The sequence below is a fragment of the Mannheimia haemolytica genome, assembly GCF_004342115.1.
GTDB lineage: Bacteria > Pseudomonadota > Gammaproteobacteria > Enterobacterales > Pasteurellaceae > Mannheimia > Mannheimia haemolytica.
Map to the genome: position 1 here is coordinate 18,710 of NZ_SMAC01000005.1, position 14,788 is coordinate 33,497.

Consider the following 14,788-nt stretch of genomic DNA (forward strand, 5'->3'; position numbering starts at 1 on the left):
CTCTTACTTTTTTGCAAATTAGAAGTTCGCATTGCGTGGAGCACGTGGGAATGGGATTACATCACGAATGTTTTGTAACCCGGTTACATACACGATTAAACGCTCGAAACCTAAACCGAAACCTGAGTGTGGCACTGTACCGTATTTACGCAAATCACGATACCACCAGTAATCTTCAGGGTTTAAGCCCATTTCATTCATACGCTGATCTAACACTTCTAAACGTTCTTCACGTTGAGAACCACCGATAATTTCACCGATTCCCGGAGCTAAAACGTCCATTGCGGCAACCGTTTTGCCGTCATCATTTAAACGCATATAGAAGGCTTTAATGTCTTTTGGATAGCTTTTCACGACCACCGGCGATTTAAAGTGTTCTTCGGCTAAGAAACGCTCGTGTTCAGAGGAAAGATCGATTCCCCAAGACACCGGGAATTCAAATTCTTTGCCGGATTTCAATAAGATCTCAATCGCATCGGTGTAATCTACTTGAGCAAATGGCGAATTGATAAAGTTTTCTAAACGACTAATCGCTTCTTTATCAACGTGTTTAACGAAAAATTCCATATCATCTTTACGTTCTGCAAGCACCGCTTTAAACACATATTTCAGCATATCTTCGGCTAATTTTGCATTGTCGTTTAAGTCGGCAAAGGCAACTTCCGGCTCCATCATCCAGAATTCTGCAAGATGGCGAGTTGTGTTTGAGTTTTCTGCACGGAATGTCGGACCGAAAGTATAAACTTTACTTAAGGCACACGCATAGGTTTCCGCATTTAACTGGCCGGATACGGTTAAGAACGATTCTTTACCGAAGAAATCTTGGTTAAAATCCACTTTGCCGTTTTCGCCACGAGGTAGATTTTCTAAATCCAGCGTAGAAACACGGAACATTTCACCTGCACCTTCAGTATCTGAGGCGGTAATTACAGGTGTTGCTACCCAATAGAAACCTTGCTCGTGGAAGAAACGGTGGATAGCTTGAGCTAAACAGTGACGAACACGAGCAACTGCACCGATTAAGTTCGTACGAGGGCGTAAGTGAGCGACTTCACGCAGATATTCGATAGAGTGGCGTTTCGCTGCCATTGGGTAGGTATCAGGATCTTCCACCCAACCAAGCACTTCCACTTTACTTGCTTGTAATTCAACGGCTTGACCTTCAGCAGGGGATTCCACAACTTTACCGGTCACCACCACAGAGCAACCTGCGGTTAAACGTAATACTTCGGCATTATAATTTGGTAGATCGTTATTAATAATCGCTTGAATTGGGTCAAAGCAAGAACCATCGTAAACGCTCAAGAAAGATAAACCGGCTTTTGAATCACGGCGGGTACGCACCCAACCACGCACTGTCGCTTCTTCACCTACCGCTATCTTGCCGGATAGGATTTCCGAAACTGTTGGAAATTTAGACATTGAATACCTCAAATTCTTTATTGTGAGTTTTAATATAAGAAACGTTCCGTATTCTACAAGAAAATAGGGGGAAATATAATAATTTTACGGAATTATTTGCAAATTTGTGAGTCTATATAAGCATTGCAAGTAGTTAAATCTGATTTTGCTTGGTGTTAAAAAATTTTTTATTTTTTAATGAACTTTCGTTCAGTTAGGCAGTCTGAGTATATGTAACAGATTTATGCAAGTTTTTTTCATATTTCCTTAGGTAAGACCTCCGCCCCTTTTCGCTTTTTTTGATTAGGGGCTTTTTTTTATTTTAGCATTTGCAAATTTCTAACGGAAATTGACCGCTTGTATTCCCTCCTTTCTGCCTTACTGTGCTACAATCAGCCCAATTTTTTCTAACAAATTGAACGAATGAGCGATAAATTCTCTTTTTTCTTTTACGATTATGAAAGTTTCGGCGTGAGTCCGGCGTTAGATCGTCCGGCACAATTTGCCGGTATTCGAACCGATGCGGATTTTAATATTATCGGTGAACCGGTAATGTTTTTTTGTAAGCAAACGCCGGATTATTTACCCAGCCCCGAAGCGGTGATGGTTACCGGGATTACACCGCAACAATGTAACGCTGAAGGTGTATCTGAGCCGGAATTTGCAGCCCGAATTCACGCTGAATTTAGCCGAGCGAATACTTGTACTATCGGTTATAACAATATTCGTTATGATGATGAGATGACCCGTTATACCTTCTTCCGCAATTTTTACGATCCTTACGAATATAGCTGGAAAAACGGAAATTCTCGTTGGGACTTGTTAGATTTAGTCCGTGCCTGTTATGCGTTAAGACCTGATGGTATTGAATGGCCAACAGATGAAACCGGTATGCCAAGTTTTAAATTGGAAAACCTCACCAAAGCCAATGGCATTGCCCATGAAAATGCACACGATGCGATGTCTGATGTGTATGCCACCATCGCAATGGCAAAATTAATTAAGCAAAAACAGCCAAAGTTGTTCGATTTTTTCTTTAATTTACGCAGTAAAAAAGAAGTAGAGAAGTTAATTGACACTGGTGAAATGACACCGCTTGTGCACGTTTCCGGTATGCTGGGCAACTATCGAGGAAATACCGCTTGGGTTGTGCCACTGGCTTGGCACTCAACTAATCAAAATGCCGTAATTGTGTGTGATTTATCGGGCGATATGAATGGCTTATTGACTGAAAATGCAGAGGTTTTACGTCAGCGTTTATACACCAAACGAGATGAATTAGCCGAAAATGAGTTATCTGTGCCGTTAAAATTAGTGCATATTAATAAATGCCCGATTTTAGCACCGGCAAAAACCTTACTGCCTGAAAATGCAGAACGTTTAGGCATAGACAGAGCTTTATGTTTGGAAAATTTGAAAACTTTAAAAGCACAGAAATCGCTGATTCGGGAAAAAGTGATTGAAATTTTTAATGAAGAACGCACGTTTGAGCCTTCGACCAATGTAGAAACCACTTTGTATGACGGCTTTTTCTCGCCTGCGGATAAAAATAATATGGCGATTTTACGCACGCTACCGCCTGAAGATTTAGCCAACCACGGCTTGAAATTTGAAGACCCTCGAGTAGAGGCGTTACTATTCCATTACCGAGCAAGGCACTATCCACAAACACTCAGTCGAGCCGAGCAGATCAAATGGCAGAAACATTGCAACCAGCAAATTGAGGCAAAAGCAGAGCAGTTCGCCCAATCGATTGACGACTTGTTCCAACAACATCACGACAACCCGGAAAAGGTAAAATTATTAGAAAATTTGACCGCTTACGCCGAGCAGATTTCGCAACAACAAGCGGTCATTTATCGTCAAAATGTTGCAAAAGATGAAAAATTGCTGAGCGAGCTTAACAGAGTAGCGGAACAGCCCCTAGATAAAACCGAAAAGCTCAAGATGTTAAAAGAGTTGATTAAATGACAATGGATAATTTACCGCTAGAACAGCACCCGTTTGACCCTATTTTACCTGAACAAGCAACGGTGGTAATGGTCGGCACTTTTCCACCTACATCGGAAAAGCGTTGTATGGAATTTCATTACCCGAATTTTCAAAATGATATGTGGCGAATTATGGGCAATATTTTTTATGCTGACCCTAACTATTTTCGAGTCGGTGAAGAAAAACGCTTTGATCCGATTCGGATTGAGGAGTTTTTGCGAGAAAAGGGCATTGCGCTCTGTTCTTCGGCAAAAACAGCGATTCGTTTAAAAGGAAACGCTTCAGATAAAGATTTAAAAATTGTTGATCCTATCGATATGGACGAACTGTTGCTCAAATTACCCAAACTGAAATGGCTATTTACCACAGGTGGTTTGGCAACCGATACGTTGCTCGGTTTATTGCCGGAAAAACACAAAGCTCCGAAAACCAACGAATGGGTGGTCTATCCTTATTCCGCCACAAGAGAACTTTATTTATATCGCCTGCCTTCGACGTCGAGGGCTTATCCACTCAGCTTAGCCAACAAAACCGAAGCCTATCGCCAATTTTTCAGGACTGCCGGCTTAATTTAAGGATAAATAACATGAAATATGATTTACACGCCCACAGTACCGCCTCTGATGGCGTGCTTTCTCCCACTGAATTGGTACAACGTGCGGTAGAGCAAGGGGTAACAATGCTAGCTTTAACTGATCACGATACGATTTCGGGCATTCAAGAAGCGAAAAATTTTGCCCAAAATCAACCGCTTGAGCTTATCTCTGGGGTGGAAATTTCGATTTTATGGCAAGAAAAAAGTATTCATCTTGCGGCGTTGAATATTGATGAAAACAACGAGGAGCTGGTGAAGTTTTTGGATAACCAAGCCCAATTAAGGGAAGAGAGAGCGGTCGAAATTGGTGAAAAATTAGCAAAAGTCGGGATTGCAAATGCCTATGAGGGGGCAAAAGCGTTGGCAACAGGGGAAGTAACTCGGGCACATTATGGGCGTTTTTTGTATGAACAAGGCTATGTCCGCAATATTGAACACGCCTTTAAGCGTTATCTGGGAATGGGGAAACCTGCCTATGTGAAACCGAGATGGAGTAGTTTAGAAGACGCGGTGAATGTTACCCACACCTCAGGCGGTGTGATTTCGATTGCTCACCCGCTACGCTATAAAATGACTGCTCGTTGGATTCGCCGTTTAATCGCAGATTTCAAACAAGCCGGAGGCGATGGCATTGAAGTATCAGGCTGCGGACAAACACCTGATCAACGGCAATTACTTGCCCGTTGGGCAAAAGAGTTTGATTTATATGGCTCGGTCGGTTCTGATTTCCACTACCCAACTGGCTGGATTGAGCTCGGTAAAAGTTTGGAATTACCCCAAGAATGTAAACCGATTTGGACGTTATTTTAGTGTTATCGAGGCAAATAATTTGCCCCGATTTTTTACTATTTCACTTTAACTTGCTTAAAGTCTGCCATTACCGCACCTAGTTCGGAAACCAGTTCACTGATTTTTGCCATATCCGGCTTTTCAGCGTTCAGATTAATTCGCATTAAACCAAGAATACGCTCAAATTTGCCATAATGGGGAAGACTGATTTCCCGTACTGCTTTTTCCTGTTTTACCCAATTCTTACCAAACTGATAAGCCGCCCATTTGATTTTGGCGATTTCTTGAGTTGGCACGGTTTGAGCAAGTTCTGCATAAAGCGGCGTCATTTTTGCCACAAAATCCTGATGTTTTTCAGCATAACCGCTAGGGTTTTGTTCTTTTTCAAACGCATAGAGTTTTTTAGAAAGGCTCTCTAAGTTTTCAGCATTGGGTGTTTCAATCGCTTTTTTCAGAGCGGTCTGTACTTCAACTCCGGCGAGGGAATCGTGCTGGCTAATCTGCTCAAAATCGTGCTGTAAAGCGGTCAAATTTTAGCTGGATTTTGCAAATTCCCCTTTTTTACTCTCTGCCATTGCATCGGAAAGCTGAACAAATAAGGGGCTGACATTCACTTTGGCAAGCAATCCTGTACTCGAAAAGAGTAACGGAATTAGCACTAATGCTTTTAATTTCATTTCCTTTTCCCTAAATTAAATCAAACAACGCTTTGCCAAGGTAGTCATTTTCATCTTTCACACCGGCAAAACAGGCAAATAAACCACTGCCGATATGAGTGATGTATTCATTCATTTTATCCACATTGCCGAGAGCGTTCTGGATTTTGATAAATTGCTCCGGACTTTGTTGGAAAGAGACAAACAACAACCCTGAATCAAATTGCCCTTTATCATCAATACCGCTTGAATAGGAGAATGAACGGCGTAGGATTTTCAGCCCCGTTTTATTGGCAAGATGAGCGTGTGAAACTTCCGGAATTACTGCATTGCCTTTTTCGTCTTTTTGGGCTAAATCTAATTTATCAAATTCGTGCTGATGCCCGATTCCGGCTCCGGAATCACGGTGACGACCGAAGGTTTCTTCTTGGGATTGGAGATGGGTGCGATCCCAAGTTTCCAAGAACATTTTAACACGGCGAACGGCTAAATAAGAACCGCCTTTGAGCCAGCCCTCTTGTTGCACCCATACCGTATTTTCCTGATCTTTTAAACTTTCTGCGTTGGCAGTGCCGTCTTTAAAACCGAATAAGTTACGAGGTGTGTCTTGATTGGCAAAGGAGTTAAACCCCATTTGCGACCATTTCATTTTGATTTCACCACGGGCAACACGCACCAAATTACGCACAGCGTGGAAAGCCACTTGCGGATCGTCTGCACAGGCTTGAATGCAAATATCGCCACCGGTGTATTCTGCTTGTAGTTGATCACGAGGGAAATGCGGTAAATCATTCAGTTCTTTCGGCTTATGTTTTTCAATGCCGAGCTTTGTAAAGAAATTGGCACTGACGCCAAAAGTAAGAGTGAGATTCTGTGCCGAAAGGCTATCTGCCTCACCGGTATCCGCCGGTGGAACATAAGCATTAGCACTATAAGGTTTCACATTTTTGCCAAGCGTGAGGTTACGGCTATATTCCGTCCAGTTTTGAAACAATGTTTTTACTTTGGCAATGTCAGTGGTGTCTAAATCCAGCACTAAAAAGTAGATATGTTTTTGTGCAGGGCTAACAATACCAGCTTGATGTTTGCCGTAAAAGTCGTATTGATTTTGAGATTTTTCAGATATTTGTCGTGATTCCAAAGCGAAAGCAGGAGCAGACAATAAGCCTGCTCCTACTAATGCGGTATGTTTTAAAAAATCACGGCGAGAAGTGGTTTCTGCCATCATTTTTGCTCCACTATTTATTTAAAAGTACGCCAAGTTGAGCTAACGGCTCGCCTAATTGGTTTACAGCCTCTGCTAACGCTTTAATATCCGCTTTTGACAGTTTGTTATAAGGCACATAATCATAACCGGTTTTAGATTTATTGTGTTTTGCTAACAGCGCATTGACAGCCGCAAAACGAGAGCCGATTTCTGTTGAGAGTTTGGCATCAATTTGCTCTAATTGCGTTTTAAAAATCTCATAGATTTTTTCTGCACCTTCAATATTGGCTTTAAAATCGTAAAGGTCGGTTTTAGAGAAAATTTCTTCTTCACCGGTTACTTTAGTAGTAGAAACTTCGTTTAATAAATCTACCGCACCGGTAATCATCAGCTCAGGGGTAACTTCTGCAGTGGGAATTTTCGCACGCAGCTCTTTTACATCTTTTAATAATTGTTCTGCCGTTGCTTTTGTGCCTTTAGTGGTGTTTTTCTGCCACAATACTTTCTCGATTTTATGGAAACCTGACCAATCTTTCTCGGTTTTACCTTCTTCGGCTAAATCTGCCAGACGGGCATCAATACGAGGGTCTAAATCGCCAAAACTTTCTGCAATCGGTTCAGAACGTTCAAAATACATTCTTGCAAGCGGGTAAATTTTCTTCGCTTTTTGCACATCGCCTTTGTTTAAGTAGCCGACAAATTTTTCCGTATCGGTAACCAGTTGGTCAATCTGTTCTACCACAAATTGTTTATAAGCCTCGGTTTCCTTAGTTAAGTCTAAAGCTGCCGCTTGAGTAGCCACAAAAAAGCCAGAAAGTGCAAAAGCAAGTTTGGTTAAACGCATAGAAATTTCCTTTTAATAAAAATATTGCGACATAATATCCTTATTGCGAATTATTCGCAAAAAATAATGCTGATTTTGTGATGTAAATCACATTTTGTTTTGCAAATTATTGCTAAAAATAGACCGCTTGCTTATCTAAATTAGAGCCATTACAATCTGCTCAATAATCAATAAGATAGGAATAGTAATGAGTAGAACAACCAGCGTAACTTTAGCTGAGCCATTAAGCCAATTTGTGAACCAAATGGTTGAAAGTGGGCGTTATGGTTCGACCAACGAGGTCATCAGTGCCGCATTAAAAATATTGGAAGCACAAGAACAGCAACTAATTCAGCTAAGAGCCTTAATTGATGAAGGCTTAGAAAGCGGTGTTTCTGAGGAAACCGTTCAATCTATTATCAGCAAGGCAAAGGCAAAACGTAATGTATAAACTTTCTGTTAGGGCAGAGCGAGATTTAGCGTTACTTTATTCGCCCTTTGTTACGCTGTCATTACCACCGCTCACATTCTATTTATTATAAACCAATCCCAAAAGGTATCTTTATTGTTAGGGTGTTAGATCAAAGAATGGATCAATATAAGCAGTTACAATAAATTTGCAAAAATCCCGATAAAAACGACCGCTTGCTTGTGCTAAAATAAACCGATTTTTTAAGACAGGATTTTCTATGAGCAAGCAAGGCAAACCCTTTATCCTCCATTCTCCTTTCAAGCCCTCCGGCGACCAACCAAGTGCGATTGCCAAATTGACCGAAGGCTTAAATGACGGCTTGGCACATCAAACCTTACTTGGCGTAACCGGCTCGGGGAAAACCTTTACCATTGCTAATGTGATTGCCAAGCTCAATCGCCCGGCGATGGTGCTTGCCCCGAATAAAACCCTTGCCGCCCAGCTTTATGCCGAGATGAAAGCGTTCTTTCCGGAAAATGCGGTGGAGTATTTCGTCTCTTACTATGATTACTACCAGCCCGAAGCCTATGTGCCGGCAAGCGATACCTTTATCGAGAAAGATGCCTCTATCAATGAGCAGATCGAGCAAATGCGACTTTCCGCAACCAAATCCTTTTTGGAACGCCGAGATACGATTGTAGTGGCGTCCGTTTCTGCCATTTACGGCTTGGGTGATGTGGACGCTTATATGCAGATGATGTTGCATTTGCAAGTGGGGGCGATGATTGGGCAGCGTGAAATTCTCTCTCGCCTTGCCGAATTGCAATATACTCGCAACGATCAGGCGTTCCAACGTTCGACTTTCCGAGTGCGGGGCGATGTGATTGATATTTACCCTGCCGAAAGCGATGAAGTAGCGTTAAGGGTAGAGCTGTTTGACGATGAAATCGAAAATCTGTCGCTGTTTGATCCGCTTACAGGGCGTAGCTTGGGCAAGGTGCCTCGCTATACCATTTACCCGAAAACCCACTATGTGACTCCTCGGGAACGGATTTTGGAGGCAATCGAGCAAATTAAGGTCGAGCTTGCCGACCGTCGCACCTATTTCATCAAAGAGAATAAATTGCTGGAAGAGCAGCGGATCGCCCAACGTACGCAGTTTGATATTGAGATGATGAACGAGCTGGGCTACTGTTCAGGCATTGAAAACTACTCACGCTACCTCTCGGGCAGAAAAGAGGGCGAAGCCCCTCCGACCCTGTTTGATTATATGCCGGCGGACGGTATTTTGGTGATTGATGAAAGCCACGTTACTGTGCCACAAATTGGCGGAATGTATCGAGGCGACCGAGCGAGAAAAGAAACATTGGTGCAATACGGTTTCCGTCTGCCGTCTGCACTGGATAACCGCCCGTTGAGATTTGAAGAGTTTGAACGTCTTTCACCACAGACGATTTACGTTTCTGCCACACCGGGGGCGTATGAATTGGAGAAAAATCCCGATGTGGTGGATCAAGTAGTTCGTCCAACCGGCTTGCTCGATCCGATTATCGAAGTTCGCCCCGTTGCTACGCAGGTGGACGATTTACTGTCTGAAATTCACAAACGAGTGGCGGTGGACGAACGGGTGCTGGTGACAACACTCACCAAAAAAATGGCGGAAGATCTCACCGATTATTTGGACGAACATGGCGTACGAGTTCGTTATCTACATAGCGACATTGACACGGTGGAACGAGTCGAAATTATCCACGATTTACGAATGGGAATGTTTGATGTGCTGGTGGGGATCAACTTATTGCGTGAGGGCTTAGATATGCCCGAAGTGTCGCTGGTTGCCATTCTTGATGCGGATAAAGAGGGATTTTTACGTTCCGAACGCTCGTTAATTCAGACCATCGGACGTGCCGCCCGAAACCTCAACGGAAAAGCGATTTTATACGGCGACCGCATTACCAACTCAATGCAAAAAGCAATTACTGAGACCGAACGCCGCCGTGAAAAGCAGATGAAATACAACGAAGAACACGGCATCACGCCACAAGCGTTGAACAAAAAAGTGGGTGAATTGCTCGACATCGGACAATCCGTCAAGCCAAAACGGGGCAAACAAGCGGTCAAAAAAGCCGAAAATTCTGCAACCGACTACAAGCCGAAATCCCGTAAAGAACTGGAAAAAGAGCTTAAAACGCTGGAACAACAAATGCGTGATTTTGCGAAAGATCTGGAATTTGAAAAAGCGGCTGCGGTAAGGGATAAGTTGCAGCAGTTAAAGGCGTATTTGTTGGAGGTTTAAATATGATTTCTCGTTCATTATTTTCAAAATTAATCTTATTTGCCAAAATTGTTATTTTCTCTCAACTTGTTTTTATGGTGGTTATCTGGATTGCCCACCATATTATGCGGGAGTACAGTAATCCGTTTGAACGATTTGGTACCCTGTTCAATAATGTGTTTTTGACTTTTATTATTCCGATGATGGTAAGTAGTGCGGTTATTGTTTATAAAGGTTATACCCAGAAAAATGAAGATAAAGTGTTTTGGATTTATATGGGGTTCTTTTTAATTTGGATTTTGGGATTTATTTATTTTGAGCCGGCAGTTTATGATAAATCACTGAAGATTTCAGGTGCAGGATTTGGGGCGATGCTCTCTATTATCATTTGCTCGAAGTTATTGCCTAAGGAAACAAATAAAGAGCAGCTCTAAGATTCTTGTGAAGAAATCTGTTTTCTCGGAGGAAGAAAATGCTTTTTGATAGCCATATCCACCCTGAGGGGTTTTCAGATCAAGATGATGACCGGAAGTAGCCATTATGTTGAATTATTTTGCAAATTTTAGCACTAAGTCGACCGCTTGTTTGGTACGAGCGAGGAAGCTCGCACCATCGGGTAAACAGATTTGCAAAAAAGTTACAAAATCCGACCGCTTACTTGAGCTTATTGATTGCCCAATCTAATCCCGAATGGAAATCTTCCGTTAGGCTCGGTCTGAGTTGTTCCAGTAGTTCAATTAAGCCGTTTTTATCGGCGTGAGTGAGGTTGATATGCCCAACTTTTCTACCAGCTCGGACTTCTTTGCCATACCAATGTAGTTGGCTAAATGGGAGGCTTAGCCACTGCTTGTTATGTTCAATGCCTATTAAATTAACCATCACGCTTGGGGCAATTTGGTCGAGTGCTGGCGTAGGTAGATCTAATAATGCCCGTAAATGTAACTCAAATTGGCTGATGGCACAGCCGAGTTGTGTCCAGTGTCCGCTGTTATGCACTCGAGGGGCAAGCTCGTTGATGAGTAGCTTGTCGCCCACAACAAAGCATTCCATTGCCATTACGCCGACATACTCTAATTTTTGCATTACCGTAGCGAGCATCTGTTCGGCTTGCTGCTGGTAGAGGGCTTGGTTCGGTAAATTCACATCGGAGACGGAGTAACGTAGAATGCCGTTTTGTTGTAAATTGTGAGAAATAGGGTAGAAACGGGTTGAGCCGTCACGGAATCTCGCCCCAACAATGGAAATTTCCCCCTCAAACGGGATAAATTTTTCGGCAATCACTTCGCCAAATAATTCAGGTGTAATTTGATGAATCGAGTCTTGCGTTACAATCCATTGCCCACGTCCGTCATATCCTCCGGTTCGGCGTTTAACCACTACTTTTTCGCCAATATGCTGAAAAATATCTTGCCAATGTTCGGCATTTTCTAGCAGTTGCCATTTTGAAGTCGCAAGATGGAGTTCATCAAGTAGTGATTTTTGCGTAAAACGATCGGCTAACTTCCCAAACACATTCAGGTTCACAAAATTCGGGTGGTTACCGAGTAATTGCGTTAAAGGCGTATCTGCCCAACGTTCGATTTCTGCGGTAATAATGCTGTTTGGCTCAATATCAAACACAGGGGCATCGAAAGCCAGCGGTTTGACTTCAATATCAAGTGGTGCTCCGGCGTAGCGTAGCATTCTCCCGAGCTGGCCGTTGCCTAATACATACACAGGTGGGTAGATTGCACTTTTTTGCATCGTGGTGTTCTCAATGGGTTAGAAATAGTCTGATAGTGGTTTGTCTAAGGTTTGGCTGAGTAAGACCATAAGTTTAATGCGAGCTTTTTGCCCACTTAAGCCTTTGGTAAAAATAATGCCTTTTTGCTTTAACTGTTTTCCACCGCCTACATAATCATAGACATCTTGGGTAATACCATTGAATGCCCGAGAAACAATTACAATTGGAATATTGGCATTCACTAAAGCCTCAATACCAGCCAGACAACTAGGGGGTAAATTACCTGCACCCAATGCCTCAATCACAACACCATCGCATTTGCTTTTCGCTAATTGTTCCAGCAGAAAACTATCCATTCCGGCGTATGCTTTCAGTAGTTGCACGTTAGCTTTAGTTACTTGTTGAATTGGATAACGTTCGTAAGTGGTCAATTTTTGGAAAAAAATGACAGATTCTTTCGTTACTAAGCCACAAGGCCCAAAGGTTGGGGTTTGGAAAGTCGCCACATTAGTGGTGTGGGTTTTGGTCACAAATTTAGCATTGTGGATTTCATCATTCATCACCACTAACACGCCTTTATCTCGGCTTTCTTCATTTAACGCCACTAAAATCGCACTTTGTAGATTGATTAAGCCATCAGCACCCAGTTCGTTACTGGAACGCATTGCTCCGGTAATTACTACCGGTATATTTACGCTGAGGGCTAAATCCAGAAAATAGGAGGTTTCTTCCAAGGTATCTGTGCCGTGGGTGATTACTATGCCATCGACATTCTCCTCATTCACTGCCTTTTCAATCCGCATTTTTAACTGTTGCCAATGCTCGATATTGATATGCGGAGAGGGAATATTAAATAACGATTCTTGCACCAATTTTGCTGGGTGGTTTAAACGTTCTAAGGCAGCCAAGAGAGGATTTTCATTGGAAGGGGAGACCTTACCGTCTTCCCCTTCTTTCATTGAAATAGTACCACCAGTGTGGAGGATTAATAATTTTTTAGACATCTTTTATACAATAGTTATTCAACACGAGGATCAGGATTATCTAATACCATCTGAGTTTGGGTTTGACGGAAAATACGCAGTTTCTCTGCAATATCAGGGTTAAAGGCTGCTAAAATTTGAGCGGCTAATAAGCCTGCATTTGCTGCACCTGCCGGCCCGATTGCGAGCGTACCGACCGGAATACCTTTCGGCATTTGCACAATCGAATAGAGGCTATCTACACCACTTAACATTGAGCTTTTTACCGGCACACCTAACACCGGCACAATGGTTTTAGCAGCGATCATTCCGGGCAAGTGAGCTGCACCGCCGGCTCCGGCAATAATCACTTTATAGCCGTTAGTCTCTGCAGTTTCAGCAAAAGAAAAGAGTTTGTCCGGTGTGCGGTGTGCTGAGACGACTTCAACGTGATAGCTCAAACCGAACTGGTCTAATATTTGGGTTGCTTCAGACATTGTAGCCCAATCACTCTTAGATCCCATTACGATCGCAATTTCAGCTTTATTTGGCATTTTAAATCCTTATGATACTAATGTAAAACAGTGTAATCATAGCATACAAAGCAAACGTTTGCGTAGCTATTTAAGAAGTGAAAAGCAATTTTTAGGGCTGTTATCTGCTGGTTAAAATATGATATAATCGACAACCATTTTATTTTTTATAAATTTAATCATCGGAGATATAAATGACGAGTAGTATAAACAAACGTTCGGTAATGACTCTTTTTTCGGATAAAAACGATATTTACAGCCACCAAGTGCGTATTGTGTTAGCAGAAAAAGGGGTGCCTTATGAAATAGAGAACGTTATGCTAGGCAGTATTTCTGAAGATTTATTAGAATTGAATCCTTACGGTAATATTCCTACATTGGTTGATCGTGAATTAGTGCTGTTTAACCCTCGTATTATTATGGAATATTTAGATGAGCGTTTCCCTCACCCACCATTAATGCCGGTTTACCCTGTTTCTCGTGGTCAGTGCCGTTTAAATATGTATCGTATTGAACAAGATTGGTATTCGCAAATTGATATTGTGAATAAAAATCCTGAATCAGCGGAAGGCAAGAAAGCGTTAGCACAGCTTAAAGAAGATGTATTGGCATTAGCGCCTATTTTTGCCGCTAAACCTTATTTTATGAGCGATGATTTCAGCTTGGTTGATTGCTATATTGCACCGTTATTATGGCGTATGCAAATCTTAGGCGTTAAATTCAGCGGTGCAACGGCAAAACCAATTAATGCGTATATGACCCGTGTATTCCAACGTGATAGTTTTATCCAGTCTGTTGGCGGCGAAGCGCCAAAACATTTAATGGACGATAAAGACTAATGAAACCATTAAGACCTTATCTTTATAATGCTTACTATAACTGGATTATTGATAGCGATAACACGCCTTACTTATTAGTGAATGCAGAATTTCCAGACGTAGATGTGCCGGTAGAGTTTGTCAAAGAAGGGAAGATTATTTTAAATATTTCGCCTCGTTCCATCGGGCAGTATATTGTGGCTGATGAATACATTAGCTTTAGCGCTCGTTTTCAGGGAATGTTAAGAGATATTTATATTCCTTTTGGGGCAATGGTGGCGATTTATGCGCAAGAAACCGGTGATGGTATTATGTTCCAAGAAGAAGCCTACTACACTGAAGAGGCTTATCAAGCTCGAGTTAGAGCAGTAGAGCAGCCTAAAAAAATCAAGGCGAAGAAAACATCTACCTTAAAGTTGGTGAAATAAGAGATCTATTTCATCAAAACACATTACAAGCGGTTAAATTTTTCTGATTATTTGCAAATATCAGTCAAAATTTAACCGCTTGTTTGTTTTGTGACGGAAATAATCAAATTCCACTTGCACTCCGACTAAAAATTGCTTATCTTTGTTTTGTGTTTGTACTGTTGTGATAGTACA

The 14,788-nt window shown here is 42.1% G+C and carries 16 protein-coding genes; 8 read left to right on the top strand and 8 right to left on the bottom strand.

From position 1 onward, the window contains the following. Window positions 1-18: 18 nt before the first annotated feature. Window positions 19-1,422 (bottom strand): asparagine--tRNA ligase, encoded by a 1,404-nt coding sequence (asnS, locus tag EDC41_RS02495; RefSeq protein WP_006250735.1) that lies wholly within the window; start codon window positions 1,420-1,422, stop codon window positions 19-21. Window positions 1,423-1,824: 402 nt separating this feature from the next. Between asnS and sbcB the strand changes: the two genes are divergently transcribed. Genes sbcB through EDC41_RS02510 form a run of 3 tightly spaced genes read left to right on the top strand, consistent with a single transcriptional unit; the run spans window position 1,825 to window position 4,798 of the window. After that, window positions 1,825-3,372 carry an exodeoxyribonuclease I gene (sbcB, locus tag EDC41_RS02500; protein ID WP_006250734.1) on the top strand — a complete coding sequence of 516 codons (1,548 nt, stop codon included), beginning with the start codon at window positions 1,825-1,827 and terminating at the stop codon, window positions 3,370-3,372. Then, on the top strand, window positions 3,369-3,968 hold the full coding sequence (locus EDC41_RS02505) for a DNA glycosylase (RefSeq protein WP_020824058.1): 600 nt from the start codon (window positions 3,369-3,371) through the stop codon (window positions 3,966-3,968). The genes sbcB and EDC41_RS02505 overlap by 4 nt, the downstream gene beginning before the upstream one ends. Window positions 3,969-3,979: 11 nt before the next feature. Beyond that, window positions 3,980-4,798: a PHP domain-containing protein gene (locus EDC41_RS02510; RefSeq protein ID WP_006249382.1), complete on the top strand. Its 819-nt coding sequence runs from the start codon at window positions 3,980-3,982 to the stop codon at window positions 4,796-4,798. A gap of 35 nt (window positions 4,799-4,833) precedes the next feature. Here EDC41_RS02510 and EDC41_RS13495 read toward each other — a convergent pair whose 3' ends face one another. The 4 genes from EDC41_RS13495 to efeO are packed head-to-tail and all read right to left on the bottom strand — an operon-like array spanning window position 4,834 to window position 7,484. Continuing rightward, complete coding sequence (locus EDC41_RS13495; protein WP_006250732.1) at window positions 4,834-5,307, bottom strand: hypothetical protein; 474 nt, start codon at window positions 5,305-5,307, stop codon at window positions 4,834-4,836. A gap of 3 nt (window positions 5,308-5,310) precedes the next feature. After that, on the bottom strand, window positions 5,311-5,454 hold the full coding sequence (locus EDC41_RS13500) for a hypothetical protein (protein ID WP_006250731.1): 144 nt from the start codon (window positions 5,452-5,454) through the stop codon (window positions 5,311-5,313). A 10-nt stretch (window positions 5,455-5,464) separates the two neighbouring features. Then, window positions 5,465-6,661 (bottom strand): iron uptake transporter deferrochelatase/peroxidase subunit, encoded by a 1,197-nt coding sequence (gene efeB, locus EDC41_RS02525; RefSeq protein ID WP_006252612.1) that lies wholly within the window; start codon window positions 6,659-6,661, stop codon window positions 5,465-5,467. A gap of 10 nt (window positions 6,662-6,671) precedes the next feature. Then, complete coding sequence (efeO, locus tag EDC41_RS02530; protein ID WP_006250728.1) at window positions 6,672-7,484, bottom strand: iron uptake system protein EfeO; 813 nt, start codon at window positions 7,482-7,484, stop codon at window positions 6,672-6,674. 187 nt (window positions 7,485-7,671) lie between these two features. On the opposite strand from efeO, the gene EDC41_RS02535 reads away from it, so the two are divergent. The 3 genes from EDC41_RS02535 (at window position 7,672) to EDC41_RS02545 (ending at window position 10,584) form a co-directional block, all read left to right on the top strand. Then, window positions 7,672-7,914: a type II toxin-antitoxin system ParD family antitoxin gene (locus EDC41_RS02535; protein WP_006250727.1), complete on the top strand. Its 243-nt coding sequence runs from the start codon at window positions 7,672-7,674 to the stop codon at window positions 7,912-7,914. 238 nt (window positions 7,915-8,152) lie between these two features. Next, the gene (gene uvrB / locus EDC41_RS02540; RefSeq protein WP_006252614.1) at window positions 8,153-10,171 is read left to right on the top strand and encodes an excinuclease ABC subunit UvrB; all 2,019 of its coding nucleotides are present in this window, start codon (window positions 8,153-8,155) and stop codon (window positions 10,169-10,171) included. Between the two features lie 2 nt (window positions 10,172-10,173). Further along, window positions 10,174-10,584, top strand: a complete 411-nt coding sequence (locus EDC41_RS02545; protein ID WP_006249373.1) for a hypothetical protein — start codon at window positions 10,174-10,176, stop codon at window positions 10,582-10,584. A 220-nt stretch (window positions 10,585-10,804) separates the two neighbouring features. Here the strand turns inward: EDC41_RS02545 and purK are convergent, their stop codons facing one another. The 3 genes from purK to purE are packed head-to-tail and all read right to left on the bottom strand — an operon-like array spanning window position 10,805 to window position 13,389. Beyond that, on the bottom strand, window positions 10,805-11,893 hold the full coding sequence (gene purK / locus EDC41_RS02550) for a 5-(carboxyamino)imidazole ribonucleotide synthase (protein ID WP_006251049.1): 1,089 nt from the start codon (window positions 11,891-11,893) through the stop codon (window positions 10,805-10,807). Between the two features lie 18 nt (window positions 11,894-11,911). After that, window positions 11,912-12,877, bottom strand: a complete 966-nt coding sequence (locus EDC41_RS02555; RefSeq protein ID WP_006251050.1) for an asparaginase — start codon at window positions 12,875-12,877, stop codon at window positions 11,912-11,914. A gap of 14 nt (window positions 12,878-12,891) precedes the next feature. Next, a complete protein-coding gene (gene purE / locus EDC41_RS02560; protein ID WP_006249370.1) occupies window positions 12,892-13,389 on the bottom strand; it encodes a 5-(carboxyamino)imidazole ribonucleotide mutase in 498 nt (165 codons plus the stop codon). Between the two features lie 173 nt (window positions 13,390-13,562). Between purE and sspA the strand changes: the two genes are divergently transcribed. Both sspA and EDC41_RS02570 read left to right on the top strand, forming a co-directional pair. Further along, the gene (gene sspA, locus EDC41_RS02565) at window positions 13,563-14,207 is read left to right on the top strand and encodes a stringent starvation protein SspA (protein ID WP_020824060.1); all 645 of its coding nucleotides are present in this window, start codon (window positions 13,563-13,565) and stop codon (window positions 14,205-14,207) included. Next, window positions 14,207-14,614: a ClpXP protease specificity-enhancing factor gene (locus EDC41_RS02570; protein WP_006251052.1), complete on the top strand. Its 408-nt coding sequence runs from the start codon at window positions 14,207-14,209 to the stop codon at window positions 14,612-14,614. Before sspA ends, EDC41_RS02570 begins: the two co-directional genes overlap by 1 nt. Window positions 14,615-14,788: the final 174 nt, after the last annotated feature.

Coding starts and splice junctions, on each gene's coding strand:
- asnS (WP_006250735.1), bottom strand. CDS start 1,422: ATGTCTAAATTTCCAACAGTTTCGGAAATCCTATCCGGCAAGATAGCG.
- sbcB (WP_006250734.1), top strand. CDS start 1,825: ATGAGCGATAAATTCTCTTTTTTCTTTTACGATTATGAAAGTTTCGGC.
- EDC41_RS02505 (WP_020824058.1), top strand. CDS start 3,369: ATGACAATGGATAATTTACCGCTAGAACAGCACCCGTTTGACCCTATT.
- EDC41_RS02510 (WP_006249382.1), top strand. CDS start 3,980: ATGAAATATGATTTACACGCCCACAGTACCGCCTCTGATGGCGTGCTT.
- EDC41_RS13500 (WP_006250731.1), bottom strand. CDS start 5,454: ATGAAATTAAAAGCATTAGTGCTAATTCCGTTACTCTTTTCGAGTACA.
- efeB (WP_006252612.1), bottom strand. CDS start 6,661: ATGATGGCAGAAACCACTTCTCGCCGTGATTTTTTAAAACATACCGCA.
- efeO (WP_006250728.1), bottom strand. CDS start 7,484: ATGCGTTTAACCAAACTTGCTTTTGCACTTTCTGGCTTTTTTGTGGCT.
- EDC41_RS02535 (WP_006250727.1), top strand. CDS start 7,672: ATGAGTAGAACAACCAGCGTAACTTTAGCTGAGCCATTAAGCCAATTT.
- uvrB (WP_006252614.1), top strand. CDS start 8,153: ATGAGCAAGCAAGGCAAACCCTTTATCCTCCATTCTCCTTTCAAGCCC.
- EDC41_RS02545 (WP_006249373.1), top strand. CDS start 10,174: ATGATTTCTCGTTCATTATTTTCAAAATTAATCTTATTTGCCAAAATT.
- purK (WP_006251049.1), bottom strand. CDS start 11,893: ATGCAAAAAAGTGCAATCTACCCACCTGTGTATGTATTAGGCAACGGC.
- EDC41_RS02555 (WP_006251050.1), bottom strand. CDS start 12,877: ATGTCTAAAAAATTATTAATCCTCCACACTGGTGGTACTATTTCAATG.
- purE (WP_006249370.1), bottom strand. CDS start 13,389: ATGCCAAATAAAGCTGAAATTGCGATCGTAATGGGATCTAAGAGTGAT.
- sspA (WP_020824060.1), top strand. CDS start 13,563: ATGACGAGTAGTATAAACAAACGTTCGGTAATGACTCTTTTTTCGGAT.
- EDC41_RS02570 (WP_006251052.1), top strand. CDS start 14,207: ATGAAACCATTAAGACCTTATCTTTATAATGCTTACTATAACTGGATT.